A 16,766-nucleotide genomic window follows, 5' to 3' on the forward strand; every position below is an offset into this window, starting at 1 on the left:
TGGAATGACATAATGGAATGTAGAAACTAAAAATAACTGTAATAAGAAAAATTAAATATGTTGAGTTACTAAGTTTTTAGCATGTATTTATGGCATTTCTTATTACGACATAATACCAGGTATGATCTCACACGTTACAAGTATTGAATACTTAAGTAGTTACCCACCACACCATTAGGGTGTGGTATTTTTTTATGTGTAAAGTCATAAAAAATCGTTGGCTATATTCCGTTTGGGTAGTATAATGGTATATGTAAGTTGGTTAGCAACTTACGAGTTTTGTGTAAGGAGGTGAAAGCCTTATGCAAGAGATAATAAAAATGCTCCTAGAGTATCCAGTATTAGCGGTACTGGTAATTCCAGGAACATTAAAACAACTTAGAATGTGGCATCTCGGTTACCTAGACCGAAAGCCAAACAACAAAGATTAATTTATCTGGAGCCTCTTGGCTCCTCCTTACACTTGAAGTATATAATAAATTTTGGAGGTTTTCAAATATGACAGGTCAAATGTATTTATCATTATTTATACTAAGCCTACCATTATTATTGTTTATAGGAAGAAAAACGCATTTCTATTACTTAGATAAAAAGAATGTGAAGAAAAATGACTGAGTTTAAAAAAACGATCAAAAAACTATTAGATAGTAATGTGTCAGGATATAGAATATTTAAAGATACCGGCATATCACAAGCGCGCATTTCTGATTTAAGACGAGGTGTTAGAGAATTAGGCGGTATCAGTTTAGATACTGCTGAAAAACTTTACAACTATCAAAAACAAATCGAGAAAGAGAATGAATAAAACGAACCCCGCCTGTAATAGGTGGGGGTTAATTAATGACTTCAGTCAGTTGATCACGTAAAACGTGCGAAACAATAAATCACCTGCTACGCGGGTGGCAACAAGAGCTATACTAAAAAATCCCTGCTTAGCGTTATAATTAAGGTGTTCAAGCCAAATTAATAACGAAAGTAGGGATTTTGTTATGGTTAATAAAGCCAAGAGTTTAACACATACAAAATGGATGTGTAAATATCATATTGTATTTACTCCAAAGTATAGAAGAAAAATCATATACAATCAACACAGACCATCAATTAATTGAAATGATAAAGTTGCTATGTAAATACAAAGCCGTAAAAATTATAGAAGGATATATGATGTCAGATCATATTCATCTATGAGTAAGTATTCCACCCAAAATAAACTTTTCAATTTTCATGGGATATTTAAAAGATAAAAGTGCACTAATGATATTTGATGACACGCGAATTTGAAATATAAATTTGAAAATTGTCACTTTTAGGCAGAAGAATATTATGTGAGTACAGTTGTATTAATACAGCAACAACAAGAAAGTATATACAAAACCAAGAAAAAAATGGTAAGATATTTGTAAATTGAGCAAAATATAATATTAAACGTTATTAAAATGAGTAAAATTCTTATTTAGAGGCTATCTAAAGAGACAATGGAGTATAGCCCAAGAGAAAACTACCTATTTTACAGGTGGTTTGCTCTTGGGCAATTTTAAAAATAAAAGATGTAAAGCTATTTCTATAACAATTTATATAATATTTATTTTTAGGAGGTTTTTAAATGAAAGTGAATTTTAAAAAGACTGCAGTGAGCATACTTACTATAAGCATGTTATCTAGCGCAAGTGCTGGTTTTATAGAAGCCAATGAATTGAGGAACGTTAATAGTAGTGATGTACAAGAAAATGTAAGTGAGGGGTTGATCCTATATGACAGAAATCCTACATATGAAGAATTAAAAAATGCTAAAGGTGACACTACCGTTTATTATAGTAATAGTGATGTTCTTCCATATACGGAAGAACGAGGCATAAGTTTTTATAAAGCTAAGAGCCCTATAACTAATAGGAAGAAACATACAAAAACTATTGACTTAGCAGCGTTAGCAGGCGGAGCAGGCAGTTCTGCAACAATAGTAGGGTTTATTAAACAATCTTTAGGAAAAAGTGTTAGGCTAGGACCGTTAGCTGCTATTTCAGCTACAGCAGGAGGTTTAAGAGCTTTAGGTTATAAAAAACTGATTATACATTATGAAACAATGTATACAAGTATTGCTCCTGATACTGGAGCAAAACTGAAGAAAAAACGAAAGATAACTAGGGTAACAAGTTATCAACTTAAGAAATAATAGTTAAAATTTAGAATTGAATCTCTTTGAACCTTAAAAGAACTGAACGAATTTATGGAAACGACTTCCTTTATTTCGTTCAGTTCTTTGTAATAGATAAGATTATTTTATTTTTTTATTGACATGATAAAAGTAAATACCTAGTAATAAAATATTAAATATATTAAACCAACCATACCAATATCCATCGAATTCGACCAATCTAAAAACAACTAGTAAATTAATTACTAAAGCTAAGATTAAAATAATAAATATAACGCGCAATAAAATATTCCCAATCATACTGATCCCCCTTAGTCTTATGGTGTTAAAAGTGATGATTACTTATACTTAATTTTAATTGATTTTATAACAATTGTTAAGTTATTTTGCAAAATATGAAGAAATGATTAATCGTGATGTAACGTAACATATACAGAAAGTTTAGAACGATATTTTATCGACATTGAAAATGACGTGGATATTCATTTCGATGTCAAATATACTTTACTTAATAAAGTAGGACATAGCAATAATAAAGTGTATTTTGAAATCGAAATCCACAGAACAAAAGAATTTTCGTCTGTGGATAAAATCGCAGAAAACGATATTGAAGAGTTTGAAATAAAATGGTTTGAGCTAGATTAATCAGCTGAAACTTATATCGAAAGTATATCTTTTTTCGAAAATGAGGAAGATGCGAAAGATGATATCAAGTTTGTTTTGAAAGGGGATGAAAATTTTGAAGCAGTAGCCGAAGCAATCGGTTTAATTGAATAAAATGAACCCTACTTGCAATAGGTGGGGACTGGTTTTGTTTGATAACGAATAAGCTTTGGTCAATGAGAGATATAAAAGACAAAAAAATTTTAATTTGACCACTTTATTTTCAAACAGATATTTACAAAAAATAAAAAGAACGCCGTCATAACAGCGTTCTTAGTAGTTTTGAGAAAACGAATATTAACCATTGTTCTCTATCTAGCGGAAACGAATGGAGAATATTTTGCGTCACCTTTAGCGAAACAATGGAATTCAAGTGCATTCATGAAAGTAGGTACACCAGAAAATGCGCACAAGTTTCAAGATAAAGCAGCAGCACAAAAAATGGCAAACTTGCAAAATATGATGAATGAAGCTTTTGGTTCAACAAGTCGTGTGTATGTAGTTGAAGGTGCAACGACTAACACATTGTATAACGACAAAGGCAATGCGATTGATTCAATAAATAACTATTTTGGTAACTATGCTACAATTTACAGAAACACTCCAGATTTTATTCCCCAGTTAGGAGATTTAGCGGTATGGACAACTGGTAGTTATAGTGTGTATGGTCATATTTCGATTGTTTATAGTGCAAATATGCAATCTTTTGTTTCTCTAGATCAAAACTGGAATGCAATAGGAAGTATGGGGAATCCAGCACATTTTGTAACACATTCTTATGATAATGTAACTCATTTTATTCGTCCTAATTTTACAAGTAGTATTGACGACGGTAACAATAATACAAGTGATAAAGATATTTCGTATTCAGAATTATATGGAAGGTTTACTGCAAATACTACATTAAAAGTGAGACGATTATCTCCTTCTACTAGCGCTCCAGAAACTAATGAAAGTAATTATTTAAACCCTGGAGATACGGTATATTTTGATAGAATTTATTCAAACGAAGGATATTGGTGGATTAGATTTCAAATTAATGGTGCAAATGTATATGCATATGTGGGAGATAAGACGAATGGAGCTACATTTAATCAAGATTTAAAAAATGGTAAAATTTATGGTTCAATTCCTTACATTGACGATGGTTCAAAACCAAGCGGAGAAGCTGAAATACCTGATCGTATTCCTAGACAAAACACTTATATATTTAAAGGTAACGCATCATCTTATAAAAACGTTCAAGTGATTAGATACGGTTCATTACAAGAAGGCTTTAAATTTGTACCAACAGCCAACACATTTTATGTTACTCAACCTTTAAACATATATGAAGTTCATAATGGTTTTTGTAGAGTACATCCTAGTGACAACTTGTGGATTAGTAAGTACTCATTAAAAAATGTAGAATTTAAATAACTAAGTATTTTGGGGCGGTCATTACGACTGCCCTGTTTTTTTTATAACAATTTATGCAACTTAAATATAGATGTAAATATTTGAGTAGCTTTGTTTATTGTTGTATAATAAAGGTGTGTAGTAGCAATCAATGTTGTACTGAACCCCAAAAGTTGTACTTTGGTTTAGTATACAATTTCAAAGGTTTGTTTCCTATATTGTGTAGGAGACAAGCCTTTTAATTTTGCTTTAATTCTTGTATTGTTATAAAAATTGATATATTTATGAATTGATTGTTCTAATTCTTGGAATGTTTCAAATGATTGTCCATAATACATTTCTTGTTTTAATAACCCAAAGAAGTTTTCCATTGAGGCATTATCTAAGCAATTACCTTTTCTAGACATACTTTGAAATACATCATGTTCTTTTAATGACTCAATATAGTTTCTATTTTGATAATGCCATCCTTGATCTGAATGAATTGTCATTCGATAAAAAAGTTGCGGTCTCATTGTTAGTAATTCAGTTAAAGGTTCAATAACAATATCTATAGTAGGACGCTTTGATATACGATAACTTAAGATTTCCAAGTTATATAAGTCCATAAAAGGTGATAAATAGGCCTTTGTTCCATCGCGTAATTTAAATTCTGTAATGTCTGTAACCACTTTTTGATAAGGTCGATCTGTATTAAAACGACGTTTTAATATATTTTTAGCTACTTTACCTATAGTTCCTCTATAAGAATTGTATTTTCTTGTTTTATGCTTAAATTTCGTACATGTTAAATGGTGTTCTTTCATAATTCGTCTTACTTTCTTATGATTGACTGTCATTCCTTTATTAGCCAATGCTTGAGTAACTCGACGATAACCATAAGTATAATCACTTTCTTTACAAATTTGCTTAATAGATTCAACTATATCTATATCTTTTTTAGGTTTTTTGAAACGTTCAAGCCAGTAGTAGTACACGGATTTAGCTATTTCTGTAACTTCAAACAGAAGGCTTAACCCAAATTGATACATTTCATGTAATTCTTTAATGACCTTTACTTTTTCGGATGTTTGCTTCCGTAATGTTGGGTCAAGCGTTGTAACTTTTTTTGATAAGCGATACCTGCTTTCAACATTTCATTTTCATTTCTAAGTCTTTCTAATTCTTCGCGTTCATCTTCTTTTAATGGTAAATGATTATCTGGTTTAACTTTTGTCTGCTTTCTTTTCATTTTAGAAGGACGTCCTCTCTGTTTATTGTCTAAACCGAGAATACCTTCTTCATTAAATTTACGCTGCCAAACGGCTAACATAGCTGGATTAGAAATTTTAAAGTGATTGGCTGTTTCTCGATAAGACAATTTATTTTCTTGTCTAAATCTTAAAACAGATACTTTAAAATCTCTAGTATATTCTTTATTCTGCAATTTTTTATCTAATCCTTTTGGTCCAAATTCCAAATACTGGTTAACCCATCTTTGGAGTATAGAATAATGAGATAGACTATATTTTTTAGCTAATTTCTCATATCCTAAACTACTATTTAAATATTCCTGAACTATTTTTAACTTGATTTCAAATTTATAATGTTTACCCATAAAAATGCACCCCATAAAGTTATATTTTTTAGTCCAACTTTTGGGGTGCACATCATGTTTTCCCCGATGTTGATTGCGTTTTTTTATATTTCCTGTTTTTGTTGTGTTAAATGTATTGTATAATTACATTACTACACATAGAAAGAGGTTAAGGGGAATGGCGAAGACTAAAGTAGTAAACTTTAATTTGTTTTTCGTATGTAGCGCGTTTCAAGAAGATTTACATGAGTATTTTCCATTAAATGATTTATTAGATACTTTAATTAATGACTATAGTAATGAACCTGAATACAAGGTGGTAAAAAATTATAATTTTGATCCTATTAGAATTAAATCAATTAGCCCACCTCAACAGAACGGCTACTACCACATCATAATGGAAAGATTAGACGATACTAAGCTTCAAAAGACTACAATTTACGGAGAATCGATTGACGTAGATTTAGAAGAAAATGAATACATCGGACATGAAGTAAGTATACTTTACGATCCACATAATAATACAATGCTTATTCAAAGAAATATAAGTTCATTAAGCCCTAGTGGAATAGAAAAGTTTTTTGATAGTGTTTTATTTGATTATACAGAAGAATACTGTAACTTAAAATTGGTTCCTGCTATTGACCAAAATGCTTATGGTAAAGCAAAAAGTAGTAATATATTTAGACAATTTTCTATAAAGGTTAAAGGTAACGAAGTAGATGACTTAATAAGGGGACTTAGTTCAAACAGTATATATGGGACTGAATATGTTGAAATAATTGTTTCTACCGATAGATCGAAAAATAGTGAACTAGATAATTTTGAAGTAAAAAAATTAATAGATGATTGGTCAGATAGTACCAGTGTCGAAAAACTATCTGTTAAAGTTAAGGAGAACTTTAATTCGAATATAGAAGTTATTGACTTAATGCATCAAGCAATAAAACGGTCTTTGATTTATGAATACAGAGAATCTAGTGAACTAAATGCTCAAAATATATTTTTAGATATGGTACGTATATATAGAGATGATGATAATGCACTTTCATTAATGATTTAAGAAGGTGAAAACAAAGTGATAAAAAAATACTTTACATGGGGGCTATTTGTTCTTTTTTTTATTATTGCAATAGTGATTTTTGCACTTTTATTTATCGTAGATTTAAATAGCGAAGGTAATATTAAACTTATTGAAATAGTTTTGAGCTCAATTAGTATAAGTATCGGTTTTTTTGGTACAATATTCACTTTTATATTTGGATTGAAAGATAATAATATCTTCAAAATAATTATGAAAAGCAAGAATAGTAAGTCACAGTTTAAATTTCTGAATAGGGTTTTAATATTTCTTGGTTTTGCTATTATCATTTTATGTATAACAACGATAGCATTTTTCTATATTCAGGATTTTGATATATACTATTATTTAAATGTGGCAGTTAAACTTATATTTTCTCTATTAATTTTGTATTATTTGTTCTTTGGAACGTATTTATTTATAATTAGTAGGTTGATTTTCAATAACGAAAAAAATGACCTTACTACAGCAAAAAGTCCGAAAATAAAAGAAGGGGTTGCGAAGAAAAAACTGAAAGCGCGTAATGATAATTCCAAACCCATGTAGTGATTACGTGTTGGTATTTTCATTTGTTTATTTACAACTGGGTTTAAGTAATCACCCACCACACCCCATCGGTGTGGTATTTTTTATGCGAAAAAATTTAAAAAAGTTAGTGAAAAGGGGTTGATATTATAGTTCATATGAGCTATAATATAATTAGGAGGTGAGGGGAATGAAGCGAAAACAACGAATAAAAAAAGAACACCGAGAAGATGTTGAGTACAAATTAAAGATTGCGACCTTTATCCTGTTACTCTTAACATTCATCTACAAGGTGTTCTAAGGTAAGACCCCGATAAGGGGTTCCTTACCTCTCATTATACAAAGGAGTGGTAAAAATGAAAAGAGAAACAAAACAGAAAATTTCTTTTGCATTATCTGTAGGAATCTTAATTTTAGTTATTTTGATTATATTTTTATAATAAAAAAATCGCTTCATTCCCATTATATGAATAGTTACAAGGATTTATATGAAACAATTGAAAAACTAATAAACAACAGAAGTATTTCAAGTTACCAAGTGAACAAAGATACAGGGGTAAGTTACGGAAATATTAATGCGATGCGTCGAGGTGAAAGAGCTATTGATAATTTAACGCTCAAAAATGCCGAAAAACTTTACAACTACCAAAAACAAATCGAGAAAGAGAATGAATAAAACGAACCCCGCCTGACACTAGTTGTGGCGGGGGTTTATTAACTGTTGAGAAGTTAGTTTGGTCAAAATTTGGTCAACGAAAGGGCAAAAAAATGAAAAAGCCTTTTATTTGACCATAATTTGACCACTTTATTTTCAAACAGATATTTACAGATATTTACAAAAAATAAAAAGAACGCCGTCATAACAGCGTTCTTAGTAGTTTTGAGAAAACGAATATTAACCATTGTTCTCTATCTAGCGGAAACGGAGGGATTCGAACCCTCGCGCCGCTTTCGCGACCTACACCCTTAGCAGGGGCGCCTCTTCAGCCAACTTGAGTACGTTTCCATGGCTCCACAGGTAGGACTCGAACCTACGACCGATCGGTTAACAGCCGATAGCTCTACCACTGAGCTACTGTGGAATAATGCATAATATTTTTTCAAGCACAAATATTATTATAGCAACATCATGAAAAAAATCAAGAGAAAGTTAAAAAAAGATAACAGAATATTTACATGATATGAATAAAAATCCTGTTATCTTTACACATTGTATCTTCCTTTTCATATTATTCAACATTGTAAAGTTCATTTAAATAAATAATGAGTTGATCTGTACATCGTTCATTTGTCACTAACATTTCGTGTGTCAATGTATCAATGCGATTGATATAACCTTGAATAGTATGAATGTGGCCGTTACGCCAATATTGAATAGATGCTAACGCATTCTTTGTTAGCTTAATATAAAGCATATAGTTGATATCTTGTATTTGACTGTCACTGAGTTCGGGTTGTTTGATTTTGAGTTGATCTTTTTCAAATTGTTTAAGTGCTTCAAATTGTTCAGGAAGTGTCGCAAAAGGAGCCCATTTTACAATGCCACGCCCGATAGGAATATTTGAATCAAGATATTGTTTGGGTATTTTTCGGTAGTCTGTTTCATAACGATAAGCTTCTGGAGCCTGTGGATTAATAATCATCAAAATCACCTCATCTCCATAATAGAACATATGTTCTGTTTGTGCAATAGGTTTTTCAAGTCTTAAGTAAATATAGTGTTAAAAATAATATGATATCAAGTATATTCATATTGATTACAAATATTTATGTAAGAGATGATTTGTTGTTTTACAGATATCTTGCAAACAGCGAATATATGAAAGAACGTGTGTTCCTTTTAGTTTTAATCTATTTCAAGTTGAGCTACAATATAAAGTAAATCATAAAAAAGGAAGATTATAAATGATTAGAAAAGCTATAAAAGAAGATTGTGATTCAATTGCGGAACTTATCTATATGATATGGAAAGATATGGAACTAGAAATCGTTCAAAAATATAGTCAAGCTCAAGTGATGGATGCTATTCGAAAAAGTCAAATAGATAGCCACTATCGTAATCATTTGAGTCATATTTGGGTATATGAAGTTAATGAACAAGTTGCAGCTATAATTGTCGTATATGATGGTAATCGTGAGAATGATTATGAACAACAATGGCATCATTTAGATCTACCAGATATCGTACTGACTCAAGGAACGCCTCTACCTGTAATGGAATCAAATCAAGGAGATATGTATATTGAATCGGTGGCGACATTCCCTGAGTTTCGAGGGAAAGGTATTGCGACACAATTAATAAGGCATGTTTTAGAGATGAATGATCAAGTGACATGGGGGTTAAATTGCGATGTTACAAATGAAAAAGCATTTTTATTATATAAAAAATTAGGATTTTCGACGGAAGAAGAAAAAGCATTATATGGACATCGATATTATTATATGACTTATCAAAAATAGGAGGTTCAATATGCTTCATTTACATAATATAGGTTATAGTGTTGAGAATCGGCGTATACTGAATGATATCAATATAACGTTTTCAAAAGGAGAGGCAGTTGCAGTGGTAGGGCCTTCAGGTAGTGGGAAAAGCACGCTTCTTCGTCTGATTGCTGACTTAATCAGTCCTACAGAAGGTGACATTACTTTTAAGGGACAGTTTTACAAAGATTATCCTCCTGAGAAATTAAGGCAAAACATTAGTTATTTGCCGCAAAGTGTAGAATTATTTGGTCAGACAATCGCCGATAATTTATCTTTTCCCGCACGGACGAGAGGAGAGTCGTTTGATCAAAAAAGAGCAAAGTCATTATTAAAACAAATGGGTCTTCAAAAGTATAAGTTGTCTGATTATGTACAATACATGTCAGGTGGCGAACAACAACGTGTTACAATAGCACGACAACTCATGTATGTTCCCGATGTATTACTCTTAGATGAAGCTACAAGCGCTTTAGATGCTAAAAATAGTCAATCTATTGAGAAACTCATCTTTCAAATGGTTAAAGAAGGAACAACTGTATTGTGGATTACACACAATCAAGAGCAGAGTCAAAGTCAGTTTGACCGCAAGATTACAATTAAAAATGGTGAGATTGTAAAGGAGGTCCAATTGACATGATGAGTACAACATCTCTACTTTTGACTTCACTGCTACTATTGATTCCTATTCTAATATCTTTTAAAGAACGCTTACATATTGCTAAGGATTTAATGATTGCTGCGGTTCGAGCAGTGATACAACTCATGATAATCGGTTATTTACTTGAGTTTGTTTTTAGATTAGAAGAGGTATGGATTGTATTGATACTTATTGTTGTCATTATGATTAATGCAGCATTAAACACAAGACGTCGAGCATCGCCAGTGATGAACCATGTGTTTTTAATTTCTTTTGCAGGTATTGCAACGGGAGCAGTATTGTCTTTAGGTGGTGTTTTATTGACGGGAGCAATCAGTTTTAAGCCCAATGAAATAATCCCAATAGCGGGTATGGTAGGAAGTAATGGTATGATAGCGATTAATTTAAGTTATCAAAACCTAAATCGTATTTTTACAAAGGAAACGGACTCAATCGAATCCAAACTCTCATTAGGTGCAACACCTTCCCTTGCAGCTAAAGATGCGATTCGTGAGAGTATCAAAGTCGCTATCGTCCCAACGATTGATTCGGTGAAAACATATGGATTAGTATCAATACCAGGTATGATGACAGGGTTAATTATTGCAGGTGTTCCACCTTTACAAGCGATTAAATTTCAGTTAATGGTCGTATTTATTCATACAACGGCAACAATTATTTCAGCGCTTGTCGCGACGTATTTAAGCTATAAACAATTTTTTAATCAGCGGCATCAATTGATTCAAATTAACCAAGGCGAGTAAATAAAACACCATTGTAAAATGAAAAAACTAGGAGAAACATTTGTGCATTGAGACACTGATTAAGTGTATCATTAGCACGTTTCTCCTAGTCTTTGAATTAAATACCACCTAATAAGGCACTAATATAAATACCTAATGCATACAGTAAGCCGAAAATCGTATTAGTTTTTCCAGACGCGGCCATTGCAGGCATCATTGTTTGAGGTGTGTCTGCACGTTTGAAACGGCGATATACTTTAATAGGTAAAGGGAAGCTTAGTAAAACCAATAAATAGAATAAAGAACCTCCATCTTTAAATAAAGCAGTAAAAATGACGAATAAGTATGCAAACGCGTAACATGATATTAAAAAGATAAGGGCGCCATTTTTGCCTAGCAGTATCGGAAGTGTACGTCTACCACTTTGTTGATCTTTGACGCGGTCTCGAATGTTGTTAGACATATTGATTAAACCAATTGTAAATACGATTGGAATGCTTATCCATACAGCATAGCCTTGGACATTGCCAGTTTGAATAAAGAAGGCAATCAAAATGATAAACATCCCCATAAATACGCCTGAGAATAATTCACCTAATGGCGTCCATGAAATAGGGAAAGGACCGCCAGTATAGAGGTATCCAACTGCCATACATATAATGCCAACTGGAATAAGCCAAAATGATGTTTGAATTGCTAAGAACAGCCCTAACAATGCAGCAAGACCATAAAAGATAATTGCTAAATTTAGAACAGATTGAGGTGTCATGCCATTACGAACAATAGCACCACCAATTCCAACTGATTCATGATCGTCTAGCCCTTTTCTGAAATCATAATATTCATTAAACATATTTGTTGCGCCTTGAATGAGTAGGCAAGCAAGTAACATAGCAATAAATAAAGTTAGGCTCAAGCGATCTTCACTGCCAAGTAAAAATAACTTAGCTGTAGCTGTCCCGACTAAAACAGGAACGACAGAAGCAGTTAAAGTATGCGGGCGCATAAGTGACCAATACTTATGAATTGTAGAATGTTGTTTGAATTGTTTTGTCATATATAAAGTAACTCCTGTTTTATAAAATTTTAATACAAAAATATTGTATTAAATATCGAAAAATAAAGCAATGAAAAATAGGTAAAAAATAAAGACATTTATACTTAATGACTGAGGGTGTTATGCAATCATTTGTAGTCCTATTTACACCACCATTTGCATTACTTGTTGTTAAAGCTATACCTAATAATTTAATACTAAAAGTAAAGAAATACAAGCTTGCCACTATAAATATCACATCAAAACAGAATAGATAAGTGAGAAAAATGAATAACGTATTTATTGAAAAATAAACGTGCAATTCTGAAGTTCGAAATTAAAATAATAACAACTCAAAACAAACACTCACACAATTTGCTACAAAAATGTTAAAATAACTTAATGGAGGCTGTAAATTTTTCTTGACTAAAATGTTTATTTTCGGGTAGTTTATGATGAAAAGCCTCAAAACTAGGCCTTATGACTATTGTATTTTAGAATATGAATATTAAGGGATTATGAACCTTATATGAACATACATTCATAAAATTGATAAAGGTTTGGACCATCACAGTGGATATGTTAATCAGTTCATTCACTGTGCTCCAACCTTCAACGATAAATAGTCTAGACATGATTATGATGAAAGAAGTGAGAGATAGATGACTGTTGACGTAGGTGAACAGGCAATCGTAGAAGCGGTCAATCAAACAAAGTTACAATGGGTTTCAGTCGAAGTTAAACTTGAACGTATATTGGATCCTATTACTTTATTTGAAATGACAAAAGAAGATGCAGGGAATCGTTTTTATTTTCGATTAAATGATAACCAAACATCTTTTTTTGGATATCGCGTTGCAACAGAAATAAAAAATGATTTTACAAATAAGCGTTCAATTTTTAAAGAATGGGAGAAATTTAAAAATAATATTGCATTAATTCATCCTGATTCTGAACGTCATCATTTGCGCATTTGTGGGGGATTTCAGTTTTCTTCTAAACGTATGGGGGATGAATGGCGTCGCTTTGGCGTGAATCATTTCGTTTTGCCTGAAATCTTAATATCACAAGTAAATGAAGAGACTTTTTTAACATATACGGTACCGAAAGCGCAATTTTCAATAAATGATTTAAATCGTTTAATCGAGCAATTGGACGAAGAGGAAGTATCTGTTTTTAATTTGACACCATCACCTCCTCCTATTAAGCGAATTGAAGATATTTATCAAGATGAATGGAAAACGTTAGTCAGTGAAACGATTGAGCGGTTGAGCGATGATGAAAAAGTAGTTTTATCAAGAAGACGTATGATTCAGTTTGACGAAAATTTAAATATTGCTAACGTATTGAAAAGAGCGTTAGAAAATGAAAAAAATAGTTATTTATTCGTTTTAGAGTCGGGTGAAGATATTTTTGTGTCTCAAACACCAGAACAATTATTTCATGTTGAAAATGGTAACTTGTATACAAAAGCTGTTGCAGGAACTATTCAACGAACACATGATGAAGTGCAAGATGATTTTCGAGTTAAAGCTTTTTTAAATGACGAAAAAAACTTAAGTGAACACCAAATTGTTGTCGAAAGTATCTTAGAAGATATACGCCCATTTGTAGAGTATGTTCATTACGACCGGAATCCTAAAATTTTAAAAAATGATCATTTATATCATTTGTTTACAGAGATTAAAGGGCCACTGTCTCACGAATCATATATTGAATTAATAGATGATTTACATCCAACGCCGGCATTGGGGGGCTATCCAAAAGATAAAGCGATGGCGTATATTGAGCATTATGAGTTTGGTGCGCGGGGATTATATGGTGCGCCTGTTGGCATGATTGATATGTATGATGATTGCGAATTTATCGTAGCTATTCGTTCAATGTTAATGAATCAAAACCAAGCCTTATTGTTTGCTGGAGCAGGTATAGTCAAAGAATCTGACCCTGCTGAAGAGTTGGCAGAAACGGCATTAAAATTTCGTCCGATGATGGGCGCACTTGGAGTGAAAGATGATGACTAATTCACAACATTATTTAACAGAACAAGTATTTCATTTTGTATCTGAGTTATATGCATATGGGGTACGCGAAGCTGTTGTTAGTCCTGGTTCACGTTCAACACCTCTAGCGCTTGCGTTTGAATGTCATCCGAATATTAAAACATGGATTCACCCAGATGAGAGAAGTGCTGCGTTTTTTGCGTTGGGTTTAATTAAGGGAAGCGAACGACCTGTTGCGATTTTGTGCACTTCTGGAACAGCAGCAGCAAACTATGTGCCAGCGATTGTTGAGAGCGATATTAGTCGCTTGCCATTGATTGTACTTACGAGTGATCGACCACATGAATTAAGACAAATCGGAGCACCGCAAGCTATCAACCAAATGAATATGTTTCAAAATTATGTGCGCTTTCAATTTGATTTTCCTGTTGCTGATGGCACATTTCATACAATTGAAACGACGCAATACCAATTGCAAAAAGCAAGTCAATATTTCGATGGTTTAAATCAAGGGCCAGTACATTTTAATATGCCATTCAGAGAACCACTCACACCCGACTTGTCACGCACAGATTTGTTAACATCTCATACTTATCATATCTCTCAGTACCAAAAAACGATGGATACGTCAAAGATTGAAGATGTTTTAAGAGATATGAGAGGTCTTATTGTTGTGGGAGATATGCAGCATCAAGATATTTCGCAAATATTAACATTCTCAACGATATATGATTTGCCTGTTTTAGCTGATCCTCTTAATGATATTAGACGTACGAAACATCCCAATGTGATTGCAACGTATGATTTACTTTTACGTTCTGGATTGGAAATAGAAGCGGATTTTGTCATACGAGTGGGTAAGCCAGTAGTGTCTAAAAAGTTAAATCAATGGTTAAAAACAACAAATGCAACTCAAATTTTAGTTCAAAATAGTATTAATGTAGATGCTTTTCCAAAAAGACCGGACTATTTCTTTGAGATGTCAGCGAATGATTTTTTTAGATCTTTGGATCATATTCCAAACGCATATCGCAAAGTATGGTTAAAGCATTGGCAAATGATGGAACAACAAGCACGTGTAGAAATCCAAAGCTATCAGAAAAATGTCAGTGATGAATCTGGATACATTAGTCGATTACTTACAAAATTAGCATCAGATGATTGCTTATTCGTAAGTAATAGTATGCCAATACGTGATATCGATAATTTGTATTTTGATAATGAAGCGCGCATCTTTGCAAATCGAGGCGCAAACGGAATAGATGGTGTTGTTTCGACAGCTTTAGGTATGGCCGTTCATCGTAAAGTGACTTTATTAATAGGTGATTTGGCATTTTATCATGATATGAATGGTTTATTAATGTCAAAACTGAATGATATCCAAATGAATATTATATTGATGAATAATGACGGGGGAGGTATCTTTTCATATTTGCCTCAAAAAGAGAGTCCTCCTGAATTATTTGAGCGTTTATTTGGGACGCCCACAGGACTTGATTTTGAACACGCAGCTTTACTGTATAATTTAAATTTTAAGCGATTCTCTGATATAGAGACTTTTGAGTACGTTAATTTACCTATGATGTCTTCAGCGTTATTTGAAGTGATGACCAACCGCGAAGAGAATTATCATGCACATCAGAACTTATATCAAAAGTTAGGAGCAATTGTAAATGCTACAATATAATTTCCATTCTTCGTGTCAAGAAACTGATCAATTGTTAGTGATGTTACACGGTTTTATTAGTGATCAGCGGACGTATGATTCGCATATTGAAAAATTATCTCAAACTGCGCATATCATCACTATTGACTTGCCCGGTCATGGTCAAGACAATTCATCGATGAATGCGACGTGGGACTTTAAATGGATAGCATCTCAAATTCATCAAATTTTAGAGCAATTTTCGCACTATCAAATCTATTTACATGGATATTCGATGGGGGCGCGTATTGCGCTGTATTATGCTTTACAATATCAAAAAATGTTAGCGGGATTGATTTTAGAAAGTGGCTCGCCGGGTATACAAGATGTGGAAGCGCGAACAAGAAGAATACAAGTTGATGAAGCGAGAGCGAAAGTGTTAGAGATTGCGGATCTTACAGTGTTTGTGAATGATTGGGAAAAGTTGCCGTTATTTAAATCACAGTATCGCTTATCAGATAGTGTTCGAAAATCCATACGTCAATTGAGATTAGCACAGCAACCTAAAAGGTTAGCTAAAGCATTGCGAGACTACGGAACAGGGAATATGCCTAATCTTTGGTCAAAGTTAAATACTTTAACATTACCTGTTCATATCATAGTAGGCGCATTAGATCAGAAGTTTATAGATATCGCAAAGACGATGTTAAACTATTTGCCGCATGCCCAATTGAACGAAGTCGATAATGTAGGGCATACAGTTCATGTGGAAGATAGTGATAAATTTGATACAATAGTAAGGGATGTTTTATTAGATAGTTAG

At 32.6% G+C, this 16,766-nt stretch carries 17 protein-coding genes, 2 tRNA genes and 2 pseudogenes; 15 read left to right on the forward strand and 6 right to left on the reverse strand.

Features of this window, described 5'->3' with window-relative positions; genetic code table 11:
- Positions 1 to 279 precede the first annotated feature (279 nt).
- From C7J90_RS06870 to C7J90_RS06900, 6 genes and pseudogenes are all read left to right on the forward strand, one after another.
- Positions 280 to 431 (forward strand): annotated as a pseudogene (locus C7J90_RS06870) (hypothetical protein).
- A gap of 67 nt (positions 432 to 498) precedes the next feature.
- The gene (locus tag C7J90_RS06875; RefSeq protein WP_103210810.1) at positions 499 to 615 is read left to right on the forward strand and encodes a hypothetical protein; all 117 of its coding nucleotides are present in this window, start codon (positions 499 to 501) and stop codon (positions 613 to 615) included.
- On the forward strand, positions 608 to 805 hold the full coding sequence (locus tag C7J90_RS06880) for a hypothetical protein (RefSeq protein WP_103210808.1): 198 nt from the start codon (positions 608 to 610) through the stop codon (positions 803 to 805). Before C7J90_RS06875 ends, C7J90_RS06880 begins: the two co-directional genes overlap by 8 nt.
- A 184-nt stretch (positions 806 to 989) precedes the next feature.
- Positions 990 to 1,408, forward strand: a pseudogene (gene tnpA, locus C7J90_RS06885) (IS200/IS605 family transposase).
- Positions 1,409 to 1,603: 195 nt separating this feature from the next.
- Complete coding sequence (locus C7J90_RS06890; protein WP_103210806.1) at positions 1,604 to 2,170, forward strand: hypothetical protein; 567 nt, start codon at positions 1,604 to 1,606, stop codon at positions 2,168 to 2,170.
- 927 nt (positions 2,171 to 3,097) lie between these two features.
- Positions 3,098 to 4,234 (forward strand): SH3 domain-containing protein, encoded by a 1,137-nt coding sequence (locus C7J90_RS06900; protein ID WP_142380745.1) that lies wholly within the window; start codon positions 3,098 to 3,100, stop codon positions 4,232 to 4,234.
- 164 nt (positions 4,235 to 4,398) lie between these two features.
- Here C7J90_RS06900 and C7J90_RS06905 read toward each other — a convergent pair whose 3' ends face one another.
- Entirely contained in the window at positions 4,399 to 5,244 is an 846-nt protein-coding gene (locus C7J90_RS06905) for an IS3 family transposase (protein ID WP_232618845.1), read from the reverse strand.
- Positions 5,245 to 5,267: 23 nt separating this feature from the next.
- Positions 5,268 to 5,810 carry a transposase gene (locus tag C7J90_RS06910; protein WP_232618855.1) on the reverse strand — a complete coding sequence of 181 codons (543 nt, stop codon included), beginning with the start codon at positions 5,808 to 5,810 and terminating at the stop codon, positions 5,268 to 5,270.
- 157 nt (positions 5,811 to 5,967) lie between these two features.
- Here C7J90_RS06910 and C7J90_RS06915 point away from each other — a divergent pair, with 157 nt between their 5' ends.
- The 3 genes from C7J90_RS06915 (at position 5,968) to C7J90_RS06925 (ending at position 8,071) form a co-directional block, all read left to right on the forward strand.
- Complete coding sequence (locus C7J90_RS06915) at positions 5,968 to 6,852, forward strand: DUF6731 family protein (RefSeq protein WP_103210455.1); 885 nt, start codon at positions 5,968 to 5,970, stop codon at positions 6,850 to 6,852.
- A gap of 15 nt (positions 6,853 to 6,867) precedes the next feature.
- The gene (locus C7J90_RS06920; RefSeq protein ID WP_103210453.1) at positions 6,868 to 7,416 is read left to right on the forward strand and encodes a hypothetical protein; all 549 of its coding nucleotides are present in this window, start codon (positions 6,868 to 6,870) and stop codon (positions 7,414 to 7,416) included.
- 445 nt (positions 7,417 to 7,861) lie between these two features.
- Positions 7,862 to 8,071 (forward strand): hypothetical protein, encoded by a 210-nt coding sequence (locus C7J90_RS06925; RefSeq protein ID WP_106465120.1) that lies wholly within the window; start codon positions 7,862 to 7,864, stop codon positions 8,069 to 8,071.
- A gap of 241 nt (positions 8,072 to 8,312) precedes the next feature.
- On the opposite strand, the gene C7J90_RS06930 is transcribed toward C7J90_RS06925, so the two are convergent.
- The 3 genes from C7J90_RS06930 to C7J90_RS06940 all read right to left on the reverse strand — a co-directional run bounded on the left by C7J90_RS06930 (position 8,313) and on the right by C7J90_RS06940 (position 9,038).
- A tRNA-Ser gene (locus C7J90_RS06930) sits at positions 8,313 to 8,401 on the reverse strand.
- A gap of 1 nt (position 8,402) precedes the next feature.
- Positions 8,403 to 8,477, reverse strand: a tRNA-Asn gene (locus C7J90_RS06935).
- Between the two features lie 147 nt (positions 8,478 to 8,624).
- Positions 8,625 to 9,038 carry a YolD-like family protein gene (locus C7J90_RS06940; RefSeq protein ID WP_103209797.1) on the reverse strand — a complete coding sequence of 138 codons (414 nt, stop codon included), beginning with the start codon at positions 9,036 to 9,038 and terminating at the stop codon, positions 8,625 to 8,627.
- Positions 9,039 to 9,300: 262 nt separating this feature from the next.
- On the opposite strand from C7J90_RS06940, the gene C7J90_RS06945 reads away from it, so the two are divergent.
- From C7J90_RS06945 to C7J90_RS06955, 3 genes are read left to right on the forward strand one after another with little or no spacing between them, the layout of a single operon-like run.
- On the forward strand, positions 9,301 to 9,855 hold the full coding sequence (locus tag C7J90_RS06945) for a GNAT family N-acetyltransferase (protein WP_103209796.1): 555 nt from the start codon (positions 9,301 to 9,303) through the stop codon (positions 9,853 to 9,855).
- Between the two features lie 10 nt (positions 9,856 to 9,865).
- A complete protein-coding gene (locus C7J90_RS06950; protein ID WP_103209794.1) occupies positions 9,866 to 10,516 on the forward strand; it encodes an ABC transporter ATP-binding protein in 651 nt (216 codons plus the stop codon).
- Entirely contained in the window at positions 10,513 to 11,280 is a 768-nt protein-coding gene (locus tag C7J90_RS06955) for an ABC transporter permease (protein ID WP_103209793.1), read from the forward strand. The genes C7J90_RS06950 and C7J90_RS06955 overlap by 4 nt, the downstream gene beginning before the upstream one ends.
- 97 nt (positions 11,281 to 11,377) lie before the next feature.
- On the opposite strand, the gene C7J90_RS06960 is transcribed toward C7J90_RS06955, so the two are convergent.
- On the reverse strand, positions 11,378 to 12,316 hold the full coding sequence (locus C7J90_RS06960; protein ID WP_103209791.1) for a 1,4-dihydroxy-2-naphthoate polyprenyltransferase: 939 nt from the start codon (positions 12,314 to 12,316) through the stop codon (positions 11,378 to 11,380).
- A 641-nt stretch (positions 12,317 to 12,957) separates the two neighbouring features.
- Here C7J90_RS06960 and C7J90_RS06965 point away from each other — a divergent pair.
- From C7J90_RS06965 to menH, 3 genes are read left to right on the forward strand one after another with little or no spacing between them, the layout of a single operon-like run.
- Positions 12,958 to 14,319, forward strand: a complete 1,362-nt coding sequence (locus C7J90_RS06965) for an isochorismate synthase (protein WP_103209789.1) — start codon at positions 12,958 to 12,960, stop codon at positions 14,317 to 14,319.
- On the forward strand, positions 14,312 to 15,985 hold the full coding sequence (menD, locus tag C7J90_RS06970; RefSeq protein ID WP_103209788.1) for a 2-succinyl-5-enolpyruvyl-6-hydroxy-3-cyclohexene-1-carboxylic-acid synthase: 1,674 nt from the start codon (positions 14,312 to 14,314) through the stop codon (positions 15,983 to 15,985). Before C7J90_RS06965 ends, menD begins: the two co-directional genes overlap by 8 nt.
- Entirely contained in the window at positions 15,972 to 16,766 is a 795-nt protein-coding gene (gene menH / locus C7J90_RS06975) for a 2-succinyl-6-hydroxy-2,4-cyclohexadiene-1-carboxylate synthase (protein ID WP_103209786.1), read from the forward strand. Before menD ends, menH begins: the two co-directional genes overlap by 14 nt.

Origin of the sequence: Staphylococcus felis, assembly GCF_003012915.1 — a bacterium.
Lineage (GTDB): Bacteria > Bacillota > Bacilli > Staphylococcales > Staphylococcaceae > Staphylococcus > Staphylococcus felis.